Below are 25,208 nucleotides of genomic sequence, written 5' to 3'. Positions count from 1 at the left end.
ATACTCCAACGGCCAGGGCTGTTCCGTACACCGCGAGTACCGGCCAACTCAGCAACTGCACGGACTGGTTGACGATGTCTCCGTAGCCTCGCGCCCCCGTCCGGGGCACCTGCCGGCTGTGAGGTCGGCCCGCTGTTCATGACGTCCCCGGACGACAGAGTCACCACTACCCGGTGGGCGCGTCAGGGGCGGCCCGGGTCCCCTGGCGGATCGGGGTGCCGGCGTGGTGCAGGCTCTTGAGAACCTGCCGGTAGGAGGCGAACAGGCCGGCCTCCAGATAGTCGATGCCTGCCTCCTGGCAGTACCGGCGGACGATGGGCTGCGCCTTGCGCAGATGCGGACTGGGCATGTTCGGGAACAGGTGGTGTTCGATTTGGTAGTTCAGGCCGCCCAGTGCGATGTCGATGAACCAACCGCCGCGTACGTTGCGGGAGGTGAGGACCTGGCGGCGCAGGAAATCGAGGCGTTCGGGGCCGGTCAGAGTGGGCATGCCCTTGTGGTTGGGAGCGAAGATGGAGCCCAGGTAGACGCCGAACAGACACTGGTGAACCGCCAGGAAGGCCACCGCCATACCGGGCGGGAGCACCAAGAACAGCGCCGTCAGGTAGAGCGCGAAATGCGCGAACAGCAAGGTTCCTTCCAGCCCCCGGCGCTTGAGCGAGCGGTTGGCCAGTGCCCGGACGCCGGCCACGTGCAGGTTGAAGGCTTCCAGAAGGATCAGCGGGAAGAACAGGAACGCCTGGGCGCGGCCGAGCAGCCGGGGAAGTCCGGTGGCGGCGCGTGCTTGGGTCTGGGACCAGACCAGCAGGTCCGGGACGACGTCCGGGTCCAGTTCTTCATGGTTGGGGTTGGCGTGGTGGCGGGTGTGCTTGTCCTGCCACCACCCGTAACCCATGCCGATGCCCAGATTCGCAGCCCCCCGGCCGGAGCGTTCACTGGCCCGGCGCAGCCGGAACACCTGGCGGTGCGCCACATCGTGGGTGACCAGGGCAACCTGGCCGAAGACCAAGGCCAGGAACGCGGCCACGGCCAGGCTCCACCAGCTATCACCGACCAGGACGAAAGCGGCCCAACCGACGGCGTACAGCACGGCCACCGAGGCGACCCGCACTGCGTAGTAGGTCGGCCGCCGTTCCAGCAGGCCGGCCTCCGCGATCTTCTTGGAGAGCCGGGCGAAGTCGCTGCCGCCCTTACGCCGGGGCAAGGGCAGAACCTGGTTCAGCGGGAGGTAAGAACTCATACAGCCAATCTCGCCGGCCCCAATGGGCCGGCTGTGCTCACGGAAGACGACAGGGCCGGACGCTGCCCGCGGTGCGACGCCATGGTGCACCGGCGGCGAGCCCCATGGACACGTGCCGCAGACGCACCGGAAGACGGGTCACCACGCTGAGCGAGGTCCGTGAACTTGTGGACAGAGTGTCGGTGGTGGGGCACTTGGCCCTCCGGGCGGATCCTCACGCGACCGGGGGCTGGGGCCTCTGTGCTCACCGTACCCCTCCCCGCCCTCCTTGAACAGATGCGACTCCAGCCATGTACGCACACGTGGCAAAAAAGGGGCGGTGAACACACATGCTGGATCGTGTTCCTCGACGAATCAGGCGTCTCGCTGTTGCCTCGGATCCGCCGCGCCTACGCCCCAGACGCACTCCGCTCTTTCGGCACCGGTTGGGCTGGAAACGGGCGCCGTGGGCTGCAGCCCTCGGCTACCAAGCCACCGACCCCGTTCTCGGTCCGCGCCTGTGTTTCCACCTCAAGCCCGGCAGTTACGACACCACCGCACTGATCGAGGTTCTGGAGCAGGCCAAGGCGTTCTACGGCGGTGACCGCGTAGTACTGGTCCGGGACGGGCTGTCCGCCCACCGGAGCCGTGCGATGCGCGCCAGGTTGCTGATCAGGCGCTCGACGGTGTCGCGCTTCGTGCAGAGACCGATGTCGTGGCGGACGGGCCGCCCGCCCGTGGAGCCTTCTTCTTCCGGTGGGCAGCCTGGTCCTTCTTCTCCGAAATGATCGCTTCGCTGTTGCGTTTGCGCAGGTAGGGACAGTTGTCGCGGGACGAACAGGCGTTGTCCGCGGCAACCGCGCCGGTCGGCCGGGCGGCCACCCGGCCGACCGGCCTTCCCCCCCGTCCGGAACCGCACTCGTGCCGCTGGCCGGACCGGGCCTGCCTGGAACCGGGCTGGCCACCTCTGCCACACGTTCCACGGTCCGTCCAGGCCCTCACACCGGTCCGTCGGAGGTAGCGCCTGCGGCGGGTGGGAGCCGGGCAGCGGCCGGAGGAGGATGCGGCACCGTCGGCTGTCCGTTCGCATGGTCGGCGGCGGTCGTCCGCTGCCGCGACTCCCGTGGCCGGCCGGCTCCTTGTCGTGGGTCTTCTGCGGGCCGGCCTCATACATCTGCTGGAGCCGAAGCGGAAACGCGGGGATCGTCGGCTGTGGATTCCTCGGTGGTGCCCGGCGTGTAGAACAACTCGATGACGTCGCGCACCTCGGTGTGCCGGTGCCAGTGGCCCTGGGGCACGATCGTGAACTGGCCGGCCGTCAGTGGTACGCGGTAGCGGCCGGTACCGGTGAGGATTTCGAGGGTGACACTGCCCTCCAGGACCATCAGCAACTCGTCGGTGTCGGGGTGCAGTTCCCAGTCGGACCGGCCGAGCCGGTCGCCGTAGTACACGCAGAGCGGGGCGCCGTTGAACGGTGCGAGTTCCCGGAAGTCGAACGGTGCGAGTTTCCTGGCGACGGCGAGGGGGTCGTGTTTGCTCATGTCCCCACCTTCACGGCCTCATGGGCGCCGGTCTTGTACGAATGGTCCCTGACCCGCCCACGCGGTGCCGTCCACCGCCAGCCCTGGGTCACCGGCCAGGATCGCCGGAGTCACTCCGGTGAACGCCCTCACCTCCCGATGGAGATGGGACTGGTCGGCGTAACCGCCCTCCGCCGCGACCCGGGCCGCACTCGTGCCCGTGGCCAGGTGGTGGGCGGCATGGTTGAAGCGGACCAGCTTCGCAGCGCGCTTGGGAGAGCAACCGATCTGCGACCGGAACCGGGACCACAGGCGCTTTCGGCTCCATCCGACCTGGAGGGCCAGATCATCGATGCGCACCCGGCCACGGCTGACGACGATCCGGTCCCAGGCCCGGGCCACCTCCGGCGCCACACACGGCCCCGTCTCGCATCGACGGGCGAGCAGGGCGTCGGTCAACGCGAAACGACTCTCCCACGACGGGGCATCCCTCAGTTGCTCCCGGAGCAGTGACGCGTCCCGGCCCCACAGATCGTCGAGGGCGATCACGGCGCGGTCCAGTTCCACCGGGCCGACGCCCAGCACGGTGCGCGCGACCACCGGGGACAGGTGCACCTCGACGCACTCGATGTTCTCGCCCCGCGTACGAAGCTCGCCCAGCGTGAGCCCGGCGACGACGCTTCCCCGCTGCTGCCGGCCGGTGGCGTCGTCCACGACGAGCCAGCCCTCACCGAACTCCACCACCAACGTGACGGCCGGGTGCGGGACCGCCCGCAGATCGACCGGACCCGTACCCCGGTCGCGGAACCCGGCCATGCTGACACCCGACATCCGGCCGGGCCGCGAGGGCCGCGCGACATCCCACCCGGTCACAGCATCCTGCTCGTGCACGGTGGATCGCATCTCCCCATACTACGCGCCGAAGACCGCAGGAACATTTGTCCAAGAACCGGCGCGCGGGGACGGTGACAGTGGAGTCATGCATGCTGCCACGAGGCTTGAGAAACGGATCCGGACGGCGGAAAGGCACGTCGCCGCCGCCTACGGACTGACGATGACCGAACACCCCATTATGCTCGAAGATCCGCCGGTCCGGCTACGCGCTCTGACCACCGGCTCGGGCACACCCGTGATCCACGTCAACGGTCTGGCGGTTCCGGCCATGGGCTTCGCCCCCCTCATCGCCCAACTGCCCGGCCACCGCCACGTCCTGCTCGACCTGCCCGGGCACAGTCTCGCGCCGCCCTACCGCTGGCAGGGCCGACCCGTTCGCGACCTGGCGGTCCGTGTACTGACAGGAGCTCTGGACGCGCTCGGACTCCAGCAGGCGGCCTTCGTCGGCAGTTCCCTGGGCGGCTTGTTCACCCTGTGGACGGCGATCGACGCACCGGCTCGCATATCCCGGGCAGCGATCATCGGCACGCCCGCGACAGCACTGCCCACGATCCGCGGAACCGCTTCGATGGCGGCACTGGCCTCCCCGGTACGCGGCCCACTCGTCCAGTGGTCGATGCGACCGCCGTCACCCAGGGCGCTGGCACGCGCGGCCCTCGCCGAGGCCATCGGAACCAACGCGGCGCACGGCATGACCAACGATCTGCTCGACCTGCACCGCCTCCCACTCCGCCTGCCGGGGCAGGCCGCCTCCTACCGCGCGCTGCTACGCCGCCTGATGCACGGACGCGCCGCACGCCGGGAGAACATCCTCACCGACACCGAACTGGCCGGTATCACAGCGCCGCTGCACTTCATCTGGGGCGAACAGGACGTGTTCTGCTCCCTCCGAGAGGGGCGGCCAAGCGTGGCGAAGATCCCCCAAGCCCAGTTGGCGGTCGTGCCAGGCGGTCACAACCCATGGCTCGAAGACGCCGCCGGTTGCGCGACGCCGGTCCGCTCCCTCCTCACCGGCACGCCGAAAACATGACACACGGAGGCGGGGCGGCGCCTGGGTGCCGTACGAGGCGTACCGCACCGCAGATGACCTCTACACCGACAACGAAAGTCCCACGTTACGGCGACGCGTTCTGACGACCAGACGTCTGCAGCCCGCTCGTCTGCCGTCTGCCGTCTGCCGTCCGCCACGAGAACGTCAGTCGTCCTGCCACGAGCAGCGGCCTTACCCGAGTGGATGTAGCACTCCCTCAGAGGGAGCTACACCTATCTGCGGCCGTTCGTCTGCTGGGCGGGTGCGTGCAGGGGCAGGTCCCTGTTCTGGCCGGGGGCCTCATTCTCCTGTGCTGTGGCCGAGACGGGGATGCGTCCTGGCCTTTGCCGGTATCGCCGCTGTTCTTGCCGGTCTGGCAGGCTCGTCGGCCGGGTCGGTGTGGTCAGTCGAGGCGATGGTGGTCGAGGACGTGCTGGGCGGTGTGCAGGAGGGGCTGGTTGTGGCGGAAGGAGTAGGCGCGCAGGCGGGCGAGGGCGTCGTCGAGGGTGAGCTGGTATTTCTCGGCGAGGATGCCGGCGGCCGTGTGGACGGTGGGCGGGTAGCCCTGGAGGCCGCGCCGGGCAGCCCGGGGCGTTCGGGGCTGGTGGGTGAGCAGGTGGGGATGTTCGTCCAGGGCGGTGAGGGCGAGGTGGGCGAGGATGCGGGCCTAGGCGGCGGCACGTTTCGTCTGTGCCGGGGGGAAGGGGACGGTTCGCAGCGGTAGAGGTCCATGGCGCCGATGGGCAGGGCGGCGAGGGGCAGGGGCAGGACGGCGCGGGTGCCTTGTGCGCAGGCGATAGGGGTGAAGGCGGGCCACCGGGCAGCGGTGTGGTGCAGGTCGGCGGCTTCGGCGGGGCGATTTTGGGCGTGGGCCTCGGTACAGGGCCCTTCGCCGGTGACCATCTGAGCGTCCTCGACGAGCCGGGCACGTTCGTCGGTGGCCGCGGCCAGCAGGCGCAATTCTCCGGCGACGACGAGGGAGGCGCCGGCGAAGTCGGCACCCGCATCATCGGCGCTGGCCCGGCAGACGGTGGTGAGGCCGAAGCCGCCGGTGAGGCTGCTGGCGGCGATGCACTGCCATGCCGCGACGTGGTGGTCGTTGGCCACGGGGTGTCCCTACAACGAGGTGGGTGCCGGGCAAGTGGCGAAAGGGACATGTCCTTCCGCCGGGGTCTGGGGCGGATACCGGGCCGGCGCGGGCTGGAGGCTGGGTCAGGGGCGTTGGATGGCGGTGGTGTCCAGGATGCCGTCGGTGACCTGTCGGCAGAGTTGGGTCAGGGGCATCTGGTGGGCGCGGGCGTGGCGGCGCAGGGCGTCGAAGGCGGTGTCGAAGTCGGTGTTCCAGCGTTCGGCGAGGATGCCCTTGGCCTGTTCGATGACGATGCGGCTGGAGAGGGCGGCCTTGAGCTGGGCGCGCTCGATGTTGGCGTGCACGAGGGTGCGGTGCTGCAGGATGGCGATGGTGGCCACATCGGCCAGCGCCTGCGCCACTCGTGCGTCGGTGTCGCTGAGCTGCTGGGCGCGGGTGTCGAAGAGGTTCAGTGCCCCGACCACCTGCTGGCGCAGCCGCATCGGCAGGGCGTGGGTGGTGGTGAAGTTCTCCTGTCGGGCACGGGCGGCGAAGCGGGGGAAGGCGGCGGTCTGCGCGGGGGAGCTCAGGTCGATGTTGAGGTGGGCGGTGCCATTGCGGTGGCATTCCACGCAGGGGCCCTGGTTGGTCTGCAGGGCGAACAGTTCCAGCAGCCGGGTGTGTTCGTCGGAGGCGGCGATCAGGTGGAGCCTGCCGCTGGGGTCGGCGAGCATGACACCGACGGCCGACACATCCAGCAGGGCGTTGCAGCGGTCGCACAGTTGGTGCAGAAAGTCGATCAGGTCGAAGTCGTCCACCAGGGTGTCGACGGCCTCGACCATGGCCGTCAGCAGGTGTTCCTCACGTGTCATGACCCTTCAGTCCCTTCGCCGGCAGTGGTGTCCGGCCCGTTTTCATCATCTCGAAAGCTCAACCGTCTGGCCACCACGTCCCCGGCGGCCTCGGCCACCGGGCGCCCGTGGCGGAAGGCGTGGGCCCGCAGCCGCAGCAGGGCCTGGGCCACGGGCACCCCGGCCTGCACACTGACCATGCCGCTGGCCCGGTGGACGACGGCGTGGAAGAAGCCCGTGCCCTCCTCGGCGGCGGCGAAGGCGTCGCGCTGCGGGCCGCCCTCCAAGAGCACGGCGGTCAGCGCGTCGGCCACCAGCCACGCATCGGTCGTCGCGGCGTCCGAAAGCGGGCCCGGCGCCGTACGCTGCAGGGTCAAGGTGCCCAGGCAGGCGCCCCCGACGGCCAGCGGAATGCAGAAGACCGCACCGACGCCCAACGCCGCGATCTCGGGCAGCAGTACCGGCCACCGCCCGCCCGGCACCCGCGACAGGTCCGGCACCAGCACCGGCGCACAGCTCACGCCCGCTTCGAGGCCCGGCCCCTGGCCGAGGGTGAACTGCGCCTCCTCCAGACGTGCGCTGACGTCATCGGAGCACCACACCACTTCACTCGGGCCACCGTCCGTGAGTACGGCGGCGGCGACACCGTCCACGTCCAAGGCCCGGGCACACCGCTGCGCATCGGCGCCGACCAGGCCCGCATCGGCGGAGGAAGGGCGCAGGCTGGCCAGAACGGTGGCCAGGTCATGATCACCACTCACCGCTGCTCACCTCCCGGCGCGGTCCTCCTGCTGGAAGGACGGCCATTGCGGGGCAGGGACGCACTCCCGGCGGGCCTTAAGTCTAGAGCGCACGGCCCTCAACAATTCTGCGGGCGCACAACACAGCCCCCCGGATACTCGCAAGCCCGATGGACCGCCCGGCCGGGGCGTAGGGTGAAGGTGTAGCTGCCCGAAGGACAACGACGCGGTTCTCACACTGACATTGGCTTCCGATCACGGCAGCGTCGGCGGTGAATGCCGGAGATCGGAACACCTTCATGTGTGCCTACCCCACCGAACGCCCGCCCACCAGCGCCCCGAACCCGCGGTGAGCGCGACCCGGGCACAGGCCGTTGCTCTGGCCGCCCGCTACGCCGACGAGGACCACCCAGCCCGCCACCTGGGCAAGGCATGCCGCACCGCCCTTGACTACATCTACTCGGTGGGCCTGACACTGGCCGCCGACGCCGCCCTGGCACAGCGGGTATCCCTGTGCGCCGCCGGCCCCTTGGCCGACCACGCCGAGAGACTGCAGGTCAGTCTCGGCGAAGGCCCCTGCGTCCAGGCCCTGAACCAGGGCACCCCGGTCCTCGCCGACAACCTCAACGACCCCCACCTCACACGCCAGTGGCCCGTCTACGCCCAACAGGCCCTGGCCCACGACATCCGCGCCGTCTTCGCCCTGCCCGCCCTCAACGGCCCCGACCCCGCCCAGCAGTCCGGACTCGCCCTCACCCTCTACCGCGACCAGCCCGGCCCGCTCCCCGCAGCCGACCTGCACACCGCCCAGGTCCACACCGACGCCGCGGAGCTGCTGCTCCTGGCCACCCCGCAGTCCACCGACGACGGCCTCACCGACGCCTGGTTCCTGCCCGCCGACGCCGTCGTCCACCAGGCCACCGGCATCATCAGCTACCGCCACACCCTCACCACCGGCCAGGCCCTCGCCCTCCTGCGCGCCCACGCCCACACCACCGACACCGACCTCACCAACCTCGCCCACGCCATCGTCCACGAAGACCTGCACCTGCCCGACCCATCCGACACCGGCCCCACCGACATCTGACAGACCTTCCCGATGACCTGACTACGACGGACCTTCGCCTCGGCGCGGTGAGACGACCCGTCTGAAGGTGATCAAGCGAGACACCAGGCGCAGCAACGGTGTGGGGCGCTCGCCGTGTACTCCGTGCACCTGATGTCCGCGAAGCCGTGGGCCGGCACACGTCTGCCACACCGCAGCCGTTCAGAGAATCAGCACGGCCGACGCCCGCTTTGCGCCGCCGGACCAGCGTACGCTCGACGGGCATCCCTGGGATGCCTCCGGCGGCCCCATCACCATGCTGACGGTGGCATCCGGCGGCCTTGTCGAGGGAGGGCAGGCCATGCCGTCGGCGGGTACTTCCCGGACCCGGGCGGCCGGTTCCCCACCTCATCGCGTACCGGCCCTGGCCCCCGGACGACCACGATCAGCCGCCGTGTGCAGCCTTGGGAGCCCGGCGCCGGGTGCGCGGGGGAAGAGGCTCAGCGTGCGCCTCCCCGCTTACACCGATGCGCTGCTGCGCATCTGGCACACCGACGACCCACCGCCTGCGGCTGTCCGACCAGATCGGCCTGACCCACCAGACCGCGCTGATGGGCCACCCGCTCGCCGTCAACGGGGCGCCCGCCGATGTCACCGTGGACCTGCGCGAGATGACGTTCATGAATTTCACCACCCCACACGCCCTGGTCTCCTACACCGAAGTGCTGGGGCCCGGCCGGCGCCTGGTTCTCCACAGCCGCACTCCGGTCGTCGGCCAGATGCTTGCGGACCTGCGGCTGGTACCGGCCCGAACTTCCCCTGGCCCCCCCCGGGGGAAGGCCGGCAATGAGTGATCCGCGATCGCCCTCCCGGCCCAGCGGTACACCCCACGCGCACCTCCTGCGTCTCGAAGCGCGGGTGGCCATGAGCATGAAGGGCGACCTGTCGTCCGATGATGGGGCTCCCCTCGTCTGCTATGTGGAGTTCACCGAGGGCCCGGTGTGAACCACCGCTACCTGACCCAGCACACCCTGACCGGCCAGTGGATCACCCAGGACATTCCCCTGACCGACGTGGAGTGCGGTGAAGAACTCAACGGACCCGGCCACCTCCGCGGCTCCCTACAACCTCACCTGGCCGTGCTGGTCCCGGGGCTCGCCAGTCCCGGGAACGGTCATCCTCTACGCCGAGCGCGACGGGTCTCCACCGCGGCCCTGCCGCGTTCCCTGCCGCTGCCGGCCGGTGCCCGCGTCGTCGTGGTCAGCAGCGCGAGCGACGCCGCCGTCCTGGCGGCCGATGCCTGCGCGGAAGCCGGGCTGACGGTCCCGGAGCTTCCGGGGCCGCTCATCGCCGATCTGCTCGCGGTCCTCCCGCCCGGAGCCCGGGCCGTCAACCCGGTGGACACCACCGCCACCGTTCCCGGGGCCCGGCACGGTGCCGTGGACGCCGTGCTCGTGACACTGGTGCCCACTGCCCTGTCCGCCGCGACCGGGGACGACCCGGCAACACGGGCCCTCGTCCCGCCGTCCGCGCCCAGGCCCCGGCCGATCGCCGCGGTTCTGCTCGACCAGGACGTTCCCGTACATCTGCTCCAGGGCGGTGCCGCCGCCGTTCCGGCATACGCCGATCCGACGACCGCCGCACGGGCCCTCGCCCACGCCGTCTCCTACGCCCACTGGCGCGCCGAGCCCCTGGGCACGGCCCCGGCTCTGGAGGACATCGACAGCGAAGCGGCCGCCGCCCTCGTCGCGGACTTCCTCGCCCGCCCCGTGGATGCTCGCCGCCTTGACCCGACCTGCCCGACCTGCCCGACCTGCCCGACCTGCCCGACCTGCCCGACCTGCCCGACCTGCCCGACAAGAAGCCTGTCGCCCCATCAGAACGAGTGTCACGAGCGTCATTTCATCGTCAAGAGTTCTCCCGTAACGCCCACACCGCACATTGTGCGCACATACAAAAAATCAGGTCAGGAGCCCTTTACCGCCCTCCCAAGGATGAGAACGCACTCCCCAAGGTGCGTCACCGAATACCGACGGGCCCCAACCGGCGATGCTGGCACCGCTTGGGACTCGCCCCTAACACGGCGCAGGAGGCCGCGCTGCGCGCGGTGGCGCGCGGCGCGGTGACGATCGTCGACGGCAAGCCGTACCTGCGCCGCGATGATCTGCGGATCGCCGACAGCCCCCTCCGCTCGCTGGAGTCCCGCGGTCTCATCGCCCGCGAGGACTGCCCGCTGTGGCTCCACGACGCGCGGGGGGACCTGAGCGCCGACGGCCGCCGTGACCTGGCCGCCACCTTCGGCCGGCCCCCGGCCCCCGCGCGGTCCGCCACCCGCCCGGCCCCAGCACCAGCGCCCAAAGCGACCATCAGCCGCTCTCGCTGAGCCCCGCCCCGGGAGACCTCATGTCCACCGACGACGCACCCACTCCGCACGACATCGCCCTCGCCCTTGCCGCCCAGATCCGTCCGGACGCCGCGCCCCGCGACGTGGTCGTCAGCTTCAGCGTGCGCCGCCAGGCCGGCCCTCGCCTCGGCTACCGGGGCTCCGGCGGCCCGGTGACCGTCGTGGCCCGGTCCCTGCACGCCCGGCTGTACGGCCTGCCGGACACTCCCCCGCCGCTGCCCACGGCCCTCGACGAACTCTGGCAGGCCCTCGGGACGGTGAGCGACGGTGACCAGCAGCAGGCGGTGCTGGCCCAGCCCGCCGAACAACTGCGCAACGCCGCCCAGATCCTCGAATGGGTCCGCGGCAACGCCCACTGGCGGCATCTGCCCGAACCCGCTTGGGAGTGGCTACGCGACGCCACCGACACCACCCGCCACCTGGCCGACGGCCTCGACGACGTGAGCCCCACGTTCGCTGCCTCGCCGCAGGCCCCGGCCGCCCCGCTTCCGCCGCCGGCACCCGCCATCCCCCGCACCACCCCCGTCCGGCGCTGACAGCACCCTTACGGGTGCCGGCCTCCGTACACCGAAAGGTCCCTCATTTCCGCACCCCCCACATTCCGTTCCATCTCCCTTGGCGCCGGTGTGCGGTCCAGCGCCCTGCTCGCCCTGTCCGCCGAGGGAATCCTTCCGCGCGTCGACTACGCGATCTTCACCGACACCGGCAGGGAGCCGAAGGCCGTTTACGATCATCTCGACCGCTTGGACGAGATACCCGAACCGGCAGGCATCCCCATCCTGCGCGTCTCCTCCGGCAACAACCGCGATGACGCGCTCAACCCGGACCACCGGTTCGCGTCCACGCCGCTGCACCTGGGTCGGCCACTCCTGCACCGGCTGGTCCCCGACGAAATCGGCGTGAGTCCTCCAACCAGGCCCGTGCCGCTTTGACAGCGCCCGCTGCCTCCGTCGGCCGACCGCGTCACCCGTGCCTCCGGGGCCGCGTCATGAGCGGCTTCGAGGTGGAAGTCCGTGACGAGTTTCGGCGCGCCCCGGGCCGGCCAGGCAGGTGCTGGCCGAGGCGACGCCGGGGCTGGAAGAGATCACCGGCCTCGCGACGGCCTCCACGTGTACGACGGCATGCTGCCCGCCAGGGTTTCACGCCGTACGAACCGGTTGGTCACCGGCAGATGCCGGCTCGGTTTCGTACGGGTCCGAGAGATCTCGGTGACGGGTCTCGTTGGCGCAGCCGAGGGCGATCACGGTGAGCAGAACAGCGGCCATGACGTAGAGGGCGATGGGCGCGGCGCTGTCGTACTCGGCGAGCAGGGCGGTGGCGATGAGCGGCGCCGGGGCGCCGGCGGCCACGGACGAGAACTGAGCGCCGATCGATGCTCCGGAGTAGCGCATGCGGGTGGCGAACAGTTCGGAGAAGAATGCCGCCTGCGGGGCGTACATCGCGCCGTGGAAGAGCAGGGCCACGGTGACGGCTGTGGTCATCGCCGTGAAGGACTGCCGGTCGACCAGGGTGAAGAACGGGTGGATCCAGATTCCCATGCCGAGGGCGCCGATGAGGCAGACGGGGCGACGTCCGATCTCGTCGGAGAGGGCGCCCCACAGGGGGATGGTCACGAAGTGGATGGCGGATGCGATCAGGACGGCGTTGAGTGCGGTCTGTTTGCTTGTGTCGGCGTGCTCGGTTGCGTACACGAGGATGAATGCGGTGACGACGTAGTAGGAGATGTTCTCCGCCATGCGGGTGCCCATGGCAATGAGGACATCGCGCCAGTGGTCGCGCAGGACGGCGAGTATGGGCGGCTTCTCGCGGGTGGCTCGTTCGGCCTTACGGCGTTCGGCTGCTGCACGGGCGGAGGTGAACACGGGCGATTCATCGACGGAGAGCCGGATCCACAGTCCGACGAGTACCAGCACGCCGGACAGCAGGAACGGCACCCGCCATCCCCAGGAATGGAACGCCGCGTCTGACAGTGTCGCCGTCAGCACGGCGAGGACGCCCGTGGCCAGCAGTTGCCCGGCCGGCGCCCCCGTCTGCGGCCACGAGGCCCAAAAGCCGCGCCGTCGGGCGTCTCCGTGCTCCGCCACCAACAGCACCGCGCCGCCCCATTCACCTCCCAGGGCGAAGCCCTGGGCCAGGCGCAGCACGGTGAGCAGGAGGGGGGCGGCCGAGCCGACCATGGCGTGGATGGGGAGCAGACCGATCAGGAAGGTCGCGCCGCCCATCATCAGCAGGCTGTACACCAGGAGTTTCTTGCGGCCCAGGCGGTCGCCGAAGTGGCCGAAGACGAGGGCGCCGATGGGGCGGGCGGCAAAGCCGACGGCGTAGGTCAGGAATGACAGGAGCGTGCCGACCAGAGGGTCGGAATCGGGGAAGAAAAGCTTGTTGAACACGAGTGCGGAGGCGGCGCCGTAGAGGAAGAAGTCGTACCACTCAATGGTGGTGCCGATGAGGCTGGCGGCCACAATCTTCTTCAGGTCCCTGGGGGCCGGGGACTGTACTGGAGGTGGAGACGGCATGTGAAGCACCACTTTCGGGACGGTGGCCGAAGTTGTCTGCGGTCTTGCACCAGAGTGGGACCCGCGCCCCGCCATCCGTCATGTGCGGAGCGAACATTGGTCCTGCGATGATGTCCTCACCGCAGCCATACCGGATCGTGCGTGGTCGCTGCGCAGCGCACTGTGCCGCTGAGCGCCCCGTGGTCAAGGGGCGACCGGACGGGATCATGCCCGTGGCCGCGCGCCGTGACAGGTGAAGTTGTGTGCGGAGGCGGGGTTGCCGTGGCCGCGGTATTCCGGCCAGGAGGGGAAGGCGCACAGCGGCCGGGTGCGGGCGTTTTCGGCGGGGCCGGCGTCGGTGACGACAGGCCGTGAGGGCGCCTTGCCGTCTTCCGCCCAGTCTTCCAGGGCACTCAGCGAGTCGTAGCTCGCCGCGAAGGACGCGTCGACGTTGACGTGGTTGGCGCCGGGGATGAGATAGAGACGGGCGAAGGCGCCGGTGGCATGGAGGCCCATACGTTGCTGGACGCGCTGGAAGTAGTCGATGGTGGAGCGGTGGCTGACGAGTTCGTCCGCGGTGCCGTGCAGGAGAAGGAGTTTTCCGCCTGCCTCGGCGAAGCGGTGCAGGTCGGGGTCGTTGACGTCCTGCAGGGCGGAGAGACGGCTGATGCGTTGCTGCCAGGCGCCGGGACGGCGGGGGTCGATGTCCAGTGAATTGTGCGCCGGGGCGCGGCTGACGAAGTACCGCACCCACTGGTCCCAGAACTGGAGGCCGTAGCCGCTGTTCTTCGCCATCGGGTGGCCGGGGGCGCGGGTGCCCATGCCCAGCAGTGGGGTGGTCATGTCGGCGCCGGAGAGGAAGGGGAAGCCGGGATAGCTGTTTTCGCCGCTGGCCAGGCGGTATTTCCATCGCAGTGGAGAGGAGAGCATCTCGGCGGCGTGGATCTGTTGATCCGACAGACAGATGTCTGCGGTGTCCTTGCCGCCCGGGCAGCGCAGCCCCCAACAAGAACCTCCTCATTGGAGATGAGCCTTTCGTCTCTCCGGCATTGTGGGAGCTCAGGGGTTTGTCAGCCCCGGGGGTGCCGCCGCCGCTGTCACGGCGGCGGCACTGCGGACCTACAGCCTGTTCGGCCAGTTGCGCAGCGAGGCCGGGGCCGTCGAAGCCCACGAGTCGGCTGCCGGCTTCCCAGCCCTTCTGGATGTTGAGCAGCGTGGGGATACCGCGCACTCGGTACTTCCGTACCAGGCCGGGTTCTCGTCGTAGTCGGCCCGTGCCCACACCCATGCACCGTCGCGCTGCTGCACTGGTTCGGCCGCCTGCGCATCCGCTGGAAACTCGCGACGACATCCACGAGGCACTCCTGAAACCCGCCTGCTCACTCATCTGCTGGCGACGCCTGCGTCCCACGTTGCGTTAGGACCTCTCAGACCGTGTCCTACGTGGTGAGGCGGACAAGGCGTTTGTAGCAGCACAGGGCGGCGGCGAGGCCGAGGAAGGCCAGGTGGTTGCGGGGGTTGCGCTCGTAGCGGGGGCTGAGGCGGCGGTAGCCGGACAACCAGGACAGGGTGCGCTCGATGACCCACCGGCGGCGTCCCAATCGTTCGCTGATCTTCTTGATGACCGCTCGCAGCGGCGGTACGAGTTCCGGGTGGTCGCCGCGGGAGGCGGACTGGAGCAGTTCCGTGGCCACGATCATCTGGGCAGCTCGGCCCTGTGGTGAGTCGACAACGTCGGCGAACTCGTGCTTCACGCGCGAGGCGGTGGCGGGTGCGAGGAGGCTGTAGACGTACAGCAGAGCGGCGTCCTATCCAGTCACGCCTCGGCCCCCGCGTACTCCGACTCCTGCGTGACCGCCGCGCGATAGCGGGTCACGGCCATGCGGGACAGGAGGATGGAGGCGGCCGTGACGGCGAGCCACAGCGGCCCCATGAGGATGTGCAGGACTCCGAGCCAGGCGATCTCGGCCTGGCGGTAGAGAATCACCTGCGCCACCAGGCTCGCGAGGCTCACCACCGAGATGAGCAGCGTCGTCGCCCCGTAGAAGCGCCGAAGGGGCCGGTACGAGCGCCACTGCGGCGGGCCGCCGACCAACCGGTTCGCGACCAGACCGGCCAGCGGGCGGCCGACGGCCACCGACCCGACACAGACCACCGTCGCCACGGCCGGTACCAGGATCGGCAGCAGGAAGAATCCTTTGGCCTCCCCGGTGCCGGCTGCCACGGCCGCACAGGCCACCGCCACCAGCGCGCCGATGACGGCGTGCCGTACCTGCTCCTTGGCGCGCAGACGCCAGGCGAGGGCGACGATCACCACCACCGTCGTGGACACCAGGGCGAGCCGCAGGCCGCCGAGGCGGTCGGCGACGACGAACACGAGGGTGGGAGCCGCGGTGGCCACCAGCCCCGAGACGCCGCCGAACCGTTTGATCACCGCCTTTCCAGGGCTGAGGCCGGAGCCCGGGAGGAGACTGTGGGGGGCGCTCCCCGTCGAGACCTCGCTGTGTGGTGTGTTCATGGCTTCCTTCCGTTCGCCACAGTGGCGGCGGGCAGCCCGGGCCGCCGGGGACGGCACGTGCTCGGTTCCCGGTCCGCGCCGGAGGATGGCGCGCCCCGCCGTACCCGCCGTGGCAGGCAACGTACGGCGGGACGCCTATGCGTGCGAGGTGTCAGGCCGAAGCGGACACGGACGACGGCATGCCGGCGGCGGCGCCCTGCGCCGTGTCGATGGGGCTGGGCTGCGGTACCGCTCCCTGGTCACGCCACACGACACCCCGGCGTTCGTGCGCGAAGAGGTGCTCGACGGCCAGAGCGATCTTCGGGCCGATCTCCCGGTCCAGCAGGTGCAGGGCCAGGTCGAGACCGGAAGTGACGCCTCCGGCGGTCACCAGGTCACCGTCGTCCACGACGCGGGCGCGGACGACGGTGACGCCGTTCCGGGCGAGCAGGTCCACGCCCTGATGGTGGGTCATCGCGTTACGGCCTTTGATGAGCCCGGCCATCGCCAGAACCAGCGAACCCCCGCAGACCGTGGCCACCGTGGTGCCGGGCGTGGCGAGAGCCTTGGCCAGCAGCCCCGGAAGCTCCGTGGCGAGGGAGTTGCCGAGGAGGACGGGGATGGTCGCGCCGGACGGTCCCCCGGCGGGGTCGTCCGTCCCCGGGGTCAGCGTGCCCGCCGCGCCGGGTACGACGATCAGGTCCGCGCGGCCCGGGTCCAGCGGGGCAGCGGCCGTCAGGGAAACGCCGGGAATCCCACTGGGAACCTCCCTGGCCCCCTCGGCGCTGACCAGCTCGACCCGCACCTGGTCGGTGAAATTCCCCGCGGCGCTGAATACCTCGTACGGGGCGATGACATCCAGCGGGTCGAAGCCGTCGAAGAGGACGAACTGGGCGAGCATGGCGCTTCTCATTTCTTCTGGGGCTGCCGGTCTCTTGACCGCGCCCCTCACGCTAAGCAGCGCGGCAGGGGCGGGCCATGGGCTGGATCGACAGTCTCCAACGGGATCTCGCCAACGCTATGAGCTGCGGGTTCTTCCTGCTGGCCGACGTTGCCACGTCGGGAGACCGTGGGAACTGGCGCCGAGCACAGCGGCGGCCTTGCCGTGGGCTTCGACGAGGCGAAGTTCGTCAGCCGGGTCGGGGGGCGGCGAGGATATCCAGGACGCTCCGCAGTCACGGGCGTGACTCGGCGGACACGAAGCTGGAGCCCGCCCGTACGACTGCCCAGGGCCTTATCGCGAAGGGGTGACGGCAGCCGCCAGTTCGCGGACTCCAGTCACGCGCGGGTGGCGCTGGGCCAGGTCGGTGACGATCTGGCGGATGGCAGGCCGGTCGTGGACTTCGCCGCGCGAGGCCCGTACGGCGTGCAGCAGCGCCTCGGCGGCCGGCTCGGGCTTGGACATCGCCCCCAGGCGCGCCAGGTCGGTGTGCATCCGCGCCTTGCGCTCGGGCGGCCCGCAGGTTATGCGGGGCAAGTGGCTGGAGGGCCGGGAGCGAGAGTTGACCATCCCGCGGTGGCAGTACCCTCCCGAGACCAGGGGCGACCACCTCAAGCGGGCCGGATTCGCCCATGTGAACGCACGCATTTTGCCGGCACCGAAAGAGGAGCGACTGGGTCCCCTGCTGGTCGTCGCCTGCCTTTGCCACACGTCAGCCCGCTACGCTCCTGCCGTGAGCCGCGCAGACGGTGGGCCGACCCGCGATGCCTCCGCAGTCGCCGCTCAGGACGCGGCGGGGCACGTCGCGCTACTCAACGCACGCTTCCCCCGGCACGGCGGCGACTACCTCTTCCGGCCCGGCGGCCGCCGCGAGGACGGTGAGAGCCCCGAGGAATGCCCCCGCCGCGAGCTGCGGGAAGAGGCCGGCGTCACCACCCGCACCTGGCGCCCCCTCGACTTCTACGCCATCATCCTGAGCAGCACCGCCCGCGTCCACCTGTACGCGGCACGCGACCTCACCCCGGGCCCACAGGAACTCACTCCGACCGTAGTCGACTTCGAGCTGAGCTGGTGGCCGATGGACGACGCCCTCACCGCCGCAGCCGAAGGCCGCTTCCTCCTGCCATCTGGACCGCTCGCCCAGATGCCGGCCGAACGCGAGACGTACGGCCGAGCCGCCCCCGGCGGCGCCCTTGGGAGCCGCAGGTCCCTGGACGAGTGAATCGGCTTTCAGTACACGGTCTTCGGCACCGCTACTGCTTCCACCACGGCCGTGAAATGGGTGCAGGGCGTCCCCGCCAACCCTGAGTAGGCCGATACGGTCACCAGGTCCACCGGAGGAGTTCGGTGTCGTCGTGTCGTAGACCTTCCACACGCCTCTCGACCTCAGCCAGGCTCCCCGGAGCGTGGGCTGTCTTCCGAGCATTGGTCGTGACCATGCGCGGTTCGCGCAAGTCGCGCAGTGTGGCGTGATCGGGCCACTGAGCCCCCGCCAACTTGAGGTCGCAGGTCATAGGGCTGGTGTGATCGGTTCTCGTGGTGCTCGTGCTGGTCGCGGGCGGAAGTCTGCGGACAAGATCGTCCGTCAGCGGTCGACTTCGAGGTTTGTCAGGACGAGCAGGGCACGCAGGAGTCGGGTGGCGTGGGCGGGATCGGTACGGAGTTCGGTGAGGATCCGCCAGTTCGTGAGGTGGGCGAAGCCGTACTCGACCGCTGCGCGTCCGACAGCTAGGACGCGGTTGGCTTCCTTCTGACCGGCGGTGGGTTTGTGGATACGGTTGGCGGTGTAGCCGGTGATGATCACGAGGTTGCGGATGTCGTTGTCCAGGCCGCGGAAGCCGAGGTCGGCCGGAGCACCGAGGCCGGCGGCGCGTAGGTGGGTCAGGATGTGGTCGTGGCGGGCGGCGGTGTTGTCGTGGGTGCGGCCGGACCGGGCGGCGGAGATCCAGATCAGGCGGCCCTTCCCGTCGGTCAGAGCGAGGAAGTGCAGGCCGTGGCTGCGGTGCTTGCCGGAGTAGTTGCGCCGGTCGGCCGGTCCGGTGCGGCGCTGGGTGCGGATGAGGGTGCCGTCGATCGTTGACGGTGCGCGTGGACAGCGACAGACGGCGCTGGTAGACAAGCCGGCAGGTGTCCTCGGCGCACTTCTTGATATTGGTCATACAATTCCAACGGCCGCCGTGGGCACCCTGGTTACGCCCGCGCCGCAACCCTCCGGGCGGCGGTGCCCCTGGTCACAGGCGCGCGGTGTACCGGCCGTCGGGGAGTTTCCGCAGCCAGCCGCGATCGACGAGTCTGACCAGCTTGCCGCATAGCGGTTCCGGCTTGGCCCGCACTCTGATGTCGACGCCCACCGCCTCGCCGGCCTCGCGGGCCATGACCGGTCCCGCGGCCTGCCGCACAACGGTGAGAATGCGCTGATAGTCCGACGGCAGCGTGCTCTCCTCCAGGCCCGGTTCGCGGCACGGGATCGGCATCACCGCTCGTCCGGCCACCTGCCCGGGGCGCCGGCAGGTCCGAGGCGCGTTCCTCGGCGAGCTGCCCGGACACCCGCTGAAGGACCCGCTCGGCGACAGCGAGCTCATCCCACTCAGCCCGCGCCTCCGCCAACTCCTTGGCCAGCCGTTCTTCAATGTCGTCCAGTTCCGCGCGCCGCGCGGTGATCCGTTCCAGCAGCTCGGGATCCAGCATGCACAGATCGCAGAAGCCCGTTGATGGGGTCTTTCGGAAAAGGGTGCGATCGAGTGGCTTTGTTCACGAGCCGACAGCACCTGTACACGAGTTCGGGCAGCACTCGAAGCTCCGCAGACGTCGAGCAATTCATGGCTTCGGGCAGCACGGACCCCTGCCAAGAGTCTGGCAGGGCCCGTGGTGCAGAGAGCCGAGGAGGGCCGGGACCCGTCCCTGGATGAGCAGCATCCTGGCCAACACGGCTACCGTCTGCTGGTGGCCTGACGGCCCGGCGTCATTTCAGGTGTCGGGTGAAGAACTGGGCCGCGGCGTCCCCCGCGAACTGCGGGACGCCGGTGTGCCCGCCCATATTGGCGTGCAGCGTTTTCTCCTTGGAGCCGAAGGCGTCGAACAGGGCCAGGGCCGCCTGCCGGTCGTTGCCTTCGTCGTCCCACTGCAGCAGGACGTGCAGAGGAATGGTGACCTGGCGGGCCTCCTCGATGATGGCGCGAGGCACGAAACTCCCGGCGAACAGAACAGCGGCCGAGATGCGCGGCTCGACCACAGCCAGCCGGGTCCCGATGGAGATCACTCCCCCCGAGTACCCGACCGGGCCGCCGATCTCGGGCAGCGGCAGGAGGGCGTCCAGGGCGGCCTGCCATTCCGGGACCGCCTTGTCGACCAGGGGGAGGATGAGGGCGTCGATGATCTCGTCGCTGACCGGTTCGCCGGCCTCCCTGGCCCGGCGCAGGTCGGCGAGGGCCTGCTCGGCGGCGGGCCAACGGGGCCGGTCGCCGCTTCCGGGGAGCTCGATGGTGGCCGTGGCGAAGCCGTCCGCCGCGGAGTACCGGGCTCGGGCCACCAGCCGGGGGTACGCCTTGCGCAGCCCGAGAGGAGGGGGGCTGAGCAGGATCAGCGGCGCCGGTGCGGACGTGGATGCGGGCGTCCACAGGATGCCGGGGATCTCGCCGAGGGTGAATTCGCGCTCAAGGACAGCGTCGTCGAGACGCCGTTCAGAAGTGAATCGCATGGTCGTGCCTTTCGGAGTGCCATGGAACGGCGCTCCCGGACGACCTATCGCCCGACCGTGACCCCGGAGGGGAGCACCCATGTCGATACGTTCACGGGCACCACCTCCTCGCTCTCTTGCACGGCCACCGGAAACGTAGCAGTGGCTGCCGTGGTTCCGCCAACGGGTTTGTGCGGAGGCTCTGTGGCCTCACACCACGGCGTCGGAGCCACGCCTGTCACTGGTCGGGAAGCGCACGTCCGCCACCGATTCGAGCGCCGGAAAACCGGCAACCAACCGTTGACGGACGATCTACTGCGCAGACAGCCGCCCATGACCAGCGTGAGCACCCTGAGCAACGATCACACCAGCCCTTTGACCTGCGTCTTCGAGTTGGCAGAGGCCCAGTGGTGCGGTGCGCGGACCGAGTGGGCCGCGCCGTTGACGCATTCGCGGCAGGCCCATGTGGAGGTCGCACGGCTGGGTTGTTCAGTGCGCGGTGAGCCCGCCGTCGACCACCAGCTCCGCGCCGGTGACGAACGAGGAGTCGTCGCAGGCCAGGAAGAGGATCGCGGGTGCGATCTCGTCGGCGTGGCCGGCTCGGCGCATGGGGGTGCGTTGGATGTCCGGCTGCTGGTCGCCCTGGTCGTCCAGGAGTTCCTGGATCATCGGCGTGGCGACCACCCCGGGATGCACCGAGTTGATCCGTACTCCCTGCCGGGCGTACTCGACCGCGGCGGTCTTGCTCAACAGGCGCACGGCCCCCTTGGACGCCTGGTAGGCCGCAGCCGCACCGCTTCCCACCAAGCCGAGTACTGACGACGTATTGATCACCGACGCGTTGCCGCTCGCACGCAGGAGCGGCATCGCCGCCTTCATGCCGAGCCATGTGCCTTTCTGGTTCACGTCGATGACGCGGTCCCAAGCCTCTTCCCGTGTGTCCTCGATACCTGGCCAGTCCAGGATGCCGGCGAGGTTCACGAGCACGTCCAGCGTTCCGAACCGGTCGCGTACGACGGTGATCACTTCATCCCACTCCCGCGCGGAGGAGACATCGAGGCGAGCAGCGACGACCTCCGCGCCGCGTGCCCCGATCCGGTGGGACAGGTCCCGCAGGGGGCCTTCGGCGATATCGGTGATCACTAGCCTGGCGCCTTCCCGGGCGAAGAGTTCGGCGGTCGCTGTGCCGAGGCCGCCGGTCGCGCCCGTGATCAGCGCGATCTTGCCGTCAAGTCGTTGTCCTGTCATGGATATGGTCCCTGGTTCTCGTTGCTGCTGACCGACTGGCTGACTGCTGTGCCGGGACTTCTTCGTCCGCCGACGGCGGGTTCGCCCCCGGTGCCCAGGACGGCCGTGGCCCGGCCTCCTCTACGAGGACTTCCGCTCCCGGTAGAGCACGAGGTGCTCGTGATAGAGCACCCCGCCCCGGATGTCGCCCGTGGCGGTGAACCCGGTGTCGTCGACGTAGTCCAGGTGGCTGCCGGCCACCGTGTACCGGCCGGTGTACGCGCTGCGCCGCTCGCCGCGGGCTTCGTCGTAGCGGCCGTCCGGCAGCAGCTCCTGACGGATGTGACCATCCGCGGTCACCCACATCCCGACCACGTCGACGTGGTCGCCCTCAACGGTCCCGGCCATGGCGGACTCCTCTCCTCGAATGGTGTGGTCCTTCCTGCTCCACCGAGTCTGGGCAGGTCAGCGTCTTTCAACCAGGACGCGTACTGCCTGGGTGTGGCACACCCAGGCTGCGCACCGGGCCGCCGCCTAGCCTGAACACATGGACGACAACCACCTGGGAGACTTCCTGCGCACACGCCGCGACGGCCTGCGGCCGGAGGACGTCGGCATGGCGAGCTACGGAACCCGCAGAGTCGCCGGACTGCGCCGCGAGGAGGTCGCCGTCCTGGCCGGAGTGAACGCCGACTACTACACCCGCCTGGAACAAGGCCGCGAGCGCAACCCCTCACCCCAGATGGTCGACGCGCTCAGCCGCGCGCTGCGCCTCGACGCGGACGCACGCGCACACTTGTACCGGCTGGCCGGGGCCACGCCGAACGACCAGCCCTCCGTCCACGCCGCCGAGCGGGTCAGCCCTTCGCTGCGACAGCTCTTGGACGGCTACCCGAACACTCCAGCGTTCGTGATGAGCCGGACCCTGGACTTCCTCGCCGTCAACGCCCTGGCCGACGCCCTCTACGCCCCGTTCGAGCCGGCGGACAACTTGGCCCGCATGACCTTCCTCGACCCCGCGGGCCGAAACTTCTACACGGACTGGGACCGGGCAGCACAGGCCACCGTCGCCAACCTTCGCGAGGCAACCGGATTCGCCCCGGACAACCCACGGCTACGCGAACTCGTCCGCACCCTCACTGAGCACAGCACGGACTTCACCCGCCTCTGGAACGCCCACACCGTGCGCGGCAAGACCCAGGACGCCAAACACTTCCTCCACCCGGACGTCGGCCTCCTCACCCTCACCTACCAGGCTTTCGACGTACGCGACGCCCCCGGCCAGCAGCTCGTCATCTACCACGCCGAACCGGGCAGTCCCAGTGCCCAGTCCCTCAATCTGCTCGGTTGCATCCACGCCACCCGGCGTCGGCCCGACCCCCGGCCCCACCGCTGATCAGCCGACGGAACATGGAGGTGGGTCGGCAATAGTGCCCGGACGATTTCGCCCCCGCGTGTTTCCTTGGTGGTCACTCAATGCCACGAAGTCAAGGATCAGCAGGTAGCTGTCAAGGCCCTTGGGTTTTCCGGTCCGTTGACAGATGGAAGCGGACCGGAGCAGCAGCGGGACCTGGCGGACCAGGGTGATCCTTCAAGATCACTGCTGAGACACCGAAGTCCCGTTGCACATCCGGCTTGGGTACGCCCGCGCCTCGACCGCGCGGCAATCCCCGGACACGCGGCTCGACTCTCTCGCCGGGCCGGGGCGACCCGGGTGTTCTCGGAAGGGATCTCCACCCGCGCCACCAGGACCTCCACCCGGGCGGCGGGGTGTGCGGCACGGATCTCCGCTTGCGCCTGCTCGCCTTTGGCCGGGGCCTCAATGAGCTGAGCCGCCGAATAGAGCCGGCCACATCCAATGTGCTGCGCTATTTCGCATCACGCGAAGCAGTCTTGCTGGAGCTGCTGCAGGCCGAGATGCGCGACTGGGCCGCCGAACTGGGGCGCAGTGTTCCTCCGGGCGGCGGCACACCGCGCGAGCGCGGGGACCGGCTGGCACAGACTCTGGCCGCCTCCCTGGCCGGGCGACCGGTGCTGTGTGACCTGCTGAGCGCGCAGGGCGCGGTGCTGGAACACATCTCCACCGAGGCCGCCGTACGGCACAAGCACGCGGCCTGGCAGAACACGCAGCCCCTGATCGAACCGGTCCAGCGGCACCTCCCCGAACTCGGAACCGAAGGCGCGGCCGGACTGGTGGAGACGACCGTGCTCACGGCCATGGCAGCCTGGCCGTGCAGTCGCCCCTCGAAGGCGCTGCGGGCCGCCTACGACTCCGACCCGGCACTGGCCGCCCTGCGGATGGGCTTCACCGACCTGGTGCGCCGCACAGCAGAGGTGACCGCCTCCGGACTCCTCGCCCGCCAGGAGACGACCTCCGCGCACCCAGCCCCTTGAGGGGGGATCGCCGCGCGCACGAGCTCGGCATCCAGTCGGAGGCGTACGACCCCAGACTCGATGTCGACTTCACTCTGCTGCGCGGCCAGGACCCGGCTGCGGCCAGGCCGCCTGAGAGTCAGTGCTCTGGGGCCGCCTGAAGGGTGCGGCGCTCGCCGGTGACCTTCGAGGCTGGGAGGCGTCCGGCCTTGGAGGTACCTGTCAGAGTGTCGCCGTCGATTCTCATGGCGAAGGCCAGGTTCAGCCGTATGGGCTTGGTGATGGCCTGCTTCCACGTGAGCCGGTCACCGTCGAGGACAACGTCGCTGAGCGGTACTTCCTCTCCCGCCCCGTGAGCGGTTCCGACGAGGGCACCCTCCTTGCGCCGGAACTCGGCTACGGCCTTGATCTTACCGATGGGGGTGGAGATGAACAGGTCCCACGTGCCTTCGACGGGCATGCTGTTGTTCTTCCTAACGGTGGGGTGCCAGTGGGCAGTGCAACGGGCGGGGCAACGGTCAGAATCGGACGGGCTCCGGACCCCTGTGTCGCCAGACGGTGCCGCGACGCTCATAGGCGAACAGCTCCTCGACGGCATGAGCGATCCGGGGGCCCACCTCGCGCTCCAGCAAATACAGGCCCAGGTCGAGTCCTGAGGTGACGCCGGCACCGGTGACGAGGTCACCGTCATCGACGACGCGGGCGCTCACCGCGTGGACGCCCGTAGCGTCGAGCATGTCCAGGCCCATGTGGTGGGTGGTGGCATGGCGTCCCTCCAGCAGGCCCGCCATGGCCAGGACGAGTGAGCCGCCGCACACGGCGCTGACTGTCACCTCGGGATGTTCCATCGCTGCCTTCAACAGCGCGGGCAACTCGGTGGCCAGGGTGCGGCCCAGCCGTACGGGGATGAATGCGTCCTGCTGCCACTCCCCGGCCCCCGCATCGTGGTCAGGAACCTCGCCGGGTTCTCCGACCCGGCCCGAGGCGCCGGGAACCAGGATGAGGCCGGCACGCCCGGGGTCGAGGACGGCAGTGGCGCGCAGCGCCAGCCCGCCAGTGCCGCTGACCACCTCGCGTGGCCCTTCGGCGGAGACCAGTTCCACGCTCACCGCGCCTGCGGAGGCAGTACCGCCGGCGTACAGCACCTCATAGGGAGCGATGACGTCGAGCGGATCGAAGTCGTCGAACAAGACGATCTGGGCATGCATGAAGGATCCTTCGGCTTCGG

29 protein-coding genes and 2 pseudogenes are annotated in these 25,208 nt (G+C 69.8%); 11 read left to right on the top strand and 20 right to left on the bottom strand.

The genetic code is table 11. From position 1 onward, the window contains the following. Window positions 1-166: 166 nt before the first annotated feature. The 4 genes and pseudogenes from ACH4EB_RS35810 to ACH4EB_RS35795 all read right to left on the bottom strand — a co-directional run bounded on the left by ACH4EB_RS35810 (window position 167) and on the right by ACH4EB_RS35795 (window position 3,642). Complete coding sequence (locus ACH4EB_RS35810; RefSeq protein WP_398352558.1) at window positions 167-1,240, bottom strand: fatty acid desaturase family protein; 1,074 nt, start codon at window positions 1,238-1,240, stop codon at window positions 167-169. A 640-nt stretch (window positions 1,241-1,880) separates the two neighbouring features. Continuing rightward, a pseudogene (locus ACH4EB_RS35805) lies at window positions 1,881-2,113 on the bottom strand (IS5/IS1182 family transposase); the annotation flags it as partial. A gap of 272 nt (window positions 2,114-2,385) precedes the next feature. Continuing rightward, entirely contained in the window at window positions 2,386-2,760 is a 375-nt protein-coding gene (locus ACH4EB_RS35800; RefSeq protein WP_398352556.1) for a cupin domain-containing protein, read from the bottom strand. A gap of 18 nt (window positions 2,761-2,778) precedes the next feature. Further along, window positions 2,779-3,642, bottom strand: a complete 864-nt coding sequence (locus ACH4EB_RS35795; protein WP_398352555.1) for a helix-turn-helix domain-containing protein — start codon at window positions 3,640-3,642, stop codon at window positions 2,779-2,781. A 151-nt stretch (window positions 3,643-3,793) separates the two neighbouring features. Between ACH4EB_RS35795 and ACH4EB_RS35790 the strand changes: the two genes are divergently transcribed. Next, window positions 3,794-4,663 (top strand): alpha/beta fold hydrolase, encoded by an 870-nt coding sequence (locus ACH4EB_RS35790; protein WP_398352554.1) that lies wholly within the window; start codon window positions 3,794-3,796, stop codon window positions 4,661-4,663. Between the two features lie 403 nt (window positions 4,664-5,066). Here the strand turns inward: ACH4EB_RS35790 and ACH4EB_RS35785 are convergent, their stop codons facing one another. From ACH4EB_RS35785 to ACH4EB_RS35775, 3 genes are all read right to left on the bottom strand, one after another. Then, window positions 5,067-5,195 carry an ANTAR domain-containing protein gene (locus tag ACH4EB_RS35785; protein ID WP_398352566.1) on the bottom strand — a complete coding sequence of 43 codons (129 nt, stop codon included), beginning with the start codon at window positions 5,193-5,195 and terminating at the stop codon, window positions 5,067-5,069. Window positions 5,196-5,875: 680 nt separating this feature from the next. Beyond that, window positions 5,876-6,604, bottom strand: coding sequence for an ANTAR domain-containing protein (locus tag ACH4EB_RS35780; RefSeq protein WP_398352553.1), 729 nt, complete (start codon window positions 6,602-6,604; stop codon window positions 5,876-5,878). Further along, window positions 6,601-7,344: a GAF domain-containing protein gene (locus ACH4EB_RS35775; RefSeq protein ID WP_398352551.1), complete on the bottom strand. Its 744-nt coding sequence runs from the start codon at window positions 7,342-7,344 to the stop codon at window positions 6,601-6,603. The genes ACH4EB_RS35780 and ACH4EB_RS35775 overlap by 4 nt, the downstream gene beginning before the upstream one ends. A 328-nt stretch (window positions 7,345-7,672) precedes the next feature. On the opposite strand from ACH4EB_RS35775, the gene ACH4EB_RS35770 reads away from it, so the two are divergent. From ACH4EB_RS35770 to ACH4EB_RS35740, 7 genes are all read left to right on the top strand, one after another. Beyond that, complete coding sequence (locus ACH4EB_RS35770; RefSeq protein WP_398352550.1) at window positions 7,673-8,410, top strand: GAF and ANTAR domain-containing protein; 738 nt, start codon at window positions 7,673-7,675, stop codon at window positions 8,408-8,410. A 485-nt stretch (window positions 8,411-8,895) separates the two neighbouring features. Beyond that, complete coding sequence (locus ACH4EB_RS35765) at window positions 8,896-9,222, top strand: hypothetical protein (RefSeq protein WP_398352548.1); 327 nt, start codon at window positions 8,896-8,898, stop codon at window positions 9,220-9,222. Next, window positions 9,215-9,373 (top strand): hypothetical protein, encoded by a 159-nt coding sequence (locus ACH4EB_RS35760; RefSeq protein ID WP_398352546.1) that lies wholly within the window; start codon window positions 9,215-9,217, stop codon window positions 9,371-9,373. The genes ACH4EB_RS35765 and ACH4EB_RS35760 overlap by 8 nt, the downstream gene beginning before the upstream one ends. Then, a complete protein-coding gene (locus ACH4EB_RS35755; protein ID WP_398352545.1) occupies window positions 9,370-10,494 on the top strand; it encodes a hypothetical protein in 1,125 nt (374 codons plus the stop codon). Before ACH4EB_RS35760 ends, ACH4EB_RS35755 begins: the two co-directional genes overlap by 4 nt. After that, a complete protein-coding gene (locus ACH4EB_RS35750; protein WP_398352544.1) occupies window positions 10,431-10,751 on the top strand; it encodes a hypothetical protein in 321 nt (106 codons plus the stop codon). Before ACH4EB_RS35755 ends, ACH4EB_RS35750 begins: the two co-directional genes overlap by 64 nt. A 20-nt stretch (window positions 10,752-10,771) precedes the next feature. Continuing rightward, the gene (locus ACH4EB_RS35745; protein WP_398352543.1) at window positions 10,772-11,308 is read left to right on the top strand and encodes a hypothetical protein; all 537 of its coding nucleotides are present in this window, start codon (window positions 10,772-10,774) and stop codon (window positions 11,306-11,308) included. A gap of 90 nt (window positions 11,309-11,398) precedes the next feature. Continuing rightward, complete coding sequence (locus ACH4EB_RS35740) at window positions 11,399-11,704, top strand: hypothetical protein (RefSeq protein WP_398352542.1); 306 nt, start codon at window positions 11,399-11,401, stop codon at window positions 11,702-11,704. A 207-nt stretch (window positions 11,705-11,911) separates the two neighbouring features. Here ACH4EB_RS35740 and ACH4EB_RS35735 read toward each other — a convergent pair whose 3' ends face one another. The 6 genes and pseudogenes from ACH4EB_RS35735 to ACH4EB_RS35710 form a co-directional block, all read right to left on the bottom strand. Beyond that, the gene (locus ACH4EB_RS35735) at window positions 11,912-13,288 is read right to left on the bottom strand and encodes an MFS transporter (protein WP_398352541.1); all 1,377 of its coding nucleotides are present in this window, start codon (window positions 13,286-13,288) and stop codon (window positions 11,912-11,914) included. Window positions 13,289-13,492: 204 nt separating this feature from the next. Next, window positions 13,493-14,266 carry a tannase/feruloyl esterase family alpha/beta hydrolase gene (locus ACH4EB_RS35730; RefSeq protein ID WP_398352565.1) on the bottom strand — a complete coding sequence of 258 codons (774 nt, stop codon included), beginning with the start codon at window positions 14,264-14,266 and terminating at the stop codon, window positions 13,493-13,495. Window positions 14,267-14,706: 440 nt separating this feature from the next. Further along, a pseudogene (locus tag ACH4EB_RS35725) lies at window positions 14,707-14,877 on the bottom strand (transposase); the annotation flags it as partial. 206 nt (window positions 14,878-15,083) lie between these two features. After that, a complete protein-coding gene (locus tag ACH4EB_RS35720) occupies window positions 15,084-15,785 on the bottom strand; it encodes a DUF3159 domain-containing protein (RefSeq protein WP_398352539.1) in 702 nt (233 codons plus the stop codon). A gap of 151 nt (window positions 15,786-15,936) precedes the next feature. Beyond that, the gene (locus ACH4EB_RS35715) at window positions 15,937-16,665 is read right to left on the bottom strand and encodes a DJ-1/PfpI family protein (RefSeq protein WP_398352538.1); all 729 of its coding nucleotides are present in this window, start codon (window positions 16,663-16,665) and stop codon (window positions 15,937-15,939) included. Window positions 16,666-16,998: 333 nt separating this feature from the next. Then, window positions 16,999-17,241 (bottom strand): hypothetical protein, encoded by a 243-nt coding sequence (locus ACH4EB_RS35710; protein WP_398352536.1) that lies wholly within the window; start codon window positions 17,239-17,241, stop codon window positions 16,999-17,001. Window positions 17,242-17,437: 196 nt separating this feature from the next. Between ACH4EB_RS35710 and ACH4EB_RS35705 the strand changes: the two genes are divergently transcribed. Next, the gene (locus ACH4EB_RS35705) at window positions 17,438-17,926 is read left to right on the top strand and encodes an NUDIX hydrolase (protein WP_398352535.1); all 489 of its coding nucleotides are present in this window, start codon (window positions 17,438-17,440) and stop codon (window positions 17,924-17,926) included. A 363-nt stretch (window positions 17,927-18,289) separates the two neighbouring features. Here the strand turns inward: ACH4EB_RS35705 and ACH4EB_RS35700 are convergent, their stop codons facing one another. From ACH4EB_RS35700 to ACH4EB_RS35680, 5 genes are all read right to left on the bottom strand, one after another. Continuing rightward, a complete protein-coding gene (locus ACH4EB_RS35700; protein WP_398352534.1) occupies window positions 18,290-18,823 on the bottom strand; it encodes a transposase family protein in 534 nt (177 codons plus the stop codon). A gap of 112 nt (window positions 18,824-18,935) precedes the next feature. Next, window positions 18,936-19,178, bottom strand: coding sequence for a hypothetical protein (locus ACH4EB_RS35695; protein ID WP_398352532.1), 243 nt, complete (start codon window positions 19,176-19,178; stop codon window positions 18,936-18,938). 488 nt (window positions 19,179-19,666) lie between these two features. Further along, window positions 19,667-20,401 carry an alpha/beta hydrolase gene (locus ACH4EB_RS35690; RefSeq protein WP_398352530.1) on the bottom strand — a complete coding sequence of 245 codons (735 nt, stop codon included), beginning with the start codon at window positions 20,399-20,401 and terminating at the stop codon, window positions 19,667-19,669. Between the two features lie 468 nt (window positions 20,402-20,869). Next, complete coding sequence (locus ACH4EB_RS35685) at window positions 20,870-21,628, bottom strand: SDR family NAD(P)-dependent oxidoreductase (RefSeq protein WP_398352529.1); 759 nt, start codon at window positions 21,626-21,628, stop codon at window positions 20,870-20,872. A 120-nt stretch (window positions 21,629-21,748) separates the two neighbouring features. Continuing rightward, entirely contained in the window at window positions 21,749-22,015 is a 267-nt protein-coding gene (locus ACH4EB_RS35680) for an Atu4866 domain-containing protein (protein ID WP_398352528.1), read from the bottom strand. A 139-nt stretch (window positions 22,016-22,154) separates the two neighbouring features. On the opposite strand from ACH4EB_RS35680, the gene ACH4EB_RS35675 reads away from it, so the two are divergent. Together ACH4EB_RS35675 and ACH4EB_RS35670 are read left to right on the top strand one after the other, a co-directional pair. Beyond that, the gene (locus ACH4EB_RS35675; protein ID WP_398352526.1) at window positions 22,155-23,003 is read left to right on the top strand and encodes a helix-turn-helix transcriptional regulator; all 849 of its coding nucleotides are present in this window, start codon (window positions 22,155-22,157) and stop codon (window positions 23,001-23,003) included. Window positions 23,004-23,500: 497 nt separating this feature from the next. Then, on the top strand, window positions 23,501-24,001 hold the full coding sequence (locus ACH4EB_RS35670; RefSeq protein WP_398352524.1) for a hypothetical protein: 501 nt from the start codon (window positions 23,501-23,503) through the stop codon (window positions 23,999-24,001). A 118-nt stretch (window positions 24,002-24,119) separates the two neighbouring features. Here ACH4EB_RS35670 and ACH4EB_RS35665 read toward each other — a convergent pair whose 3' ends face one another. Together ACH4EB_RS35665 and ACH4EB_RS35660 are read right to left on the bottom strand one after the other, a co-directional pair. After that, window positions 24,120-24,440 carry a hypothetical protein gene (locus ACH4EB_RS35665; RefSeq protein WP_398352523.1) on the bottom strand — a complete coding sequence of 107 codons (321 nt, stop codon included), beginning with the start codon at window positions 24,438-24,440 and terminating at the stop codon, window positions 24,120-24,122. A 58-nt stretch (window positions 24,441-24,498) separates the two neighbouring features. Further along, a complete protein-coding gene (locus ACH4EB_RS35660; protein ID WP_398352522.1) occupies window positions 24,499-25,188 on the bottom strand; it encodes a DJ-1/PfpI family protein in 690 nt (229 codons plus the stop codon). Window positions 25,189-25,208 lie beyond the last annotated feature (20 nt).

This window comes from Streptomyces sp. NPDC018045, from assembly GCF_044327445.1.
Lineage (GTDB): Bacteria > Actinomycetota > Actinomycetes > Streptomycetales > Streptomycetaceae > Streptomyces.
Note: the sequence above shows the minus strand (reverse complement) of the source record. Positions and strands in the feature narration are given on the sequence as shown.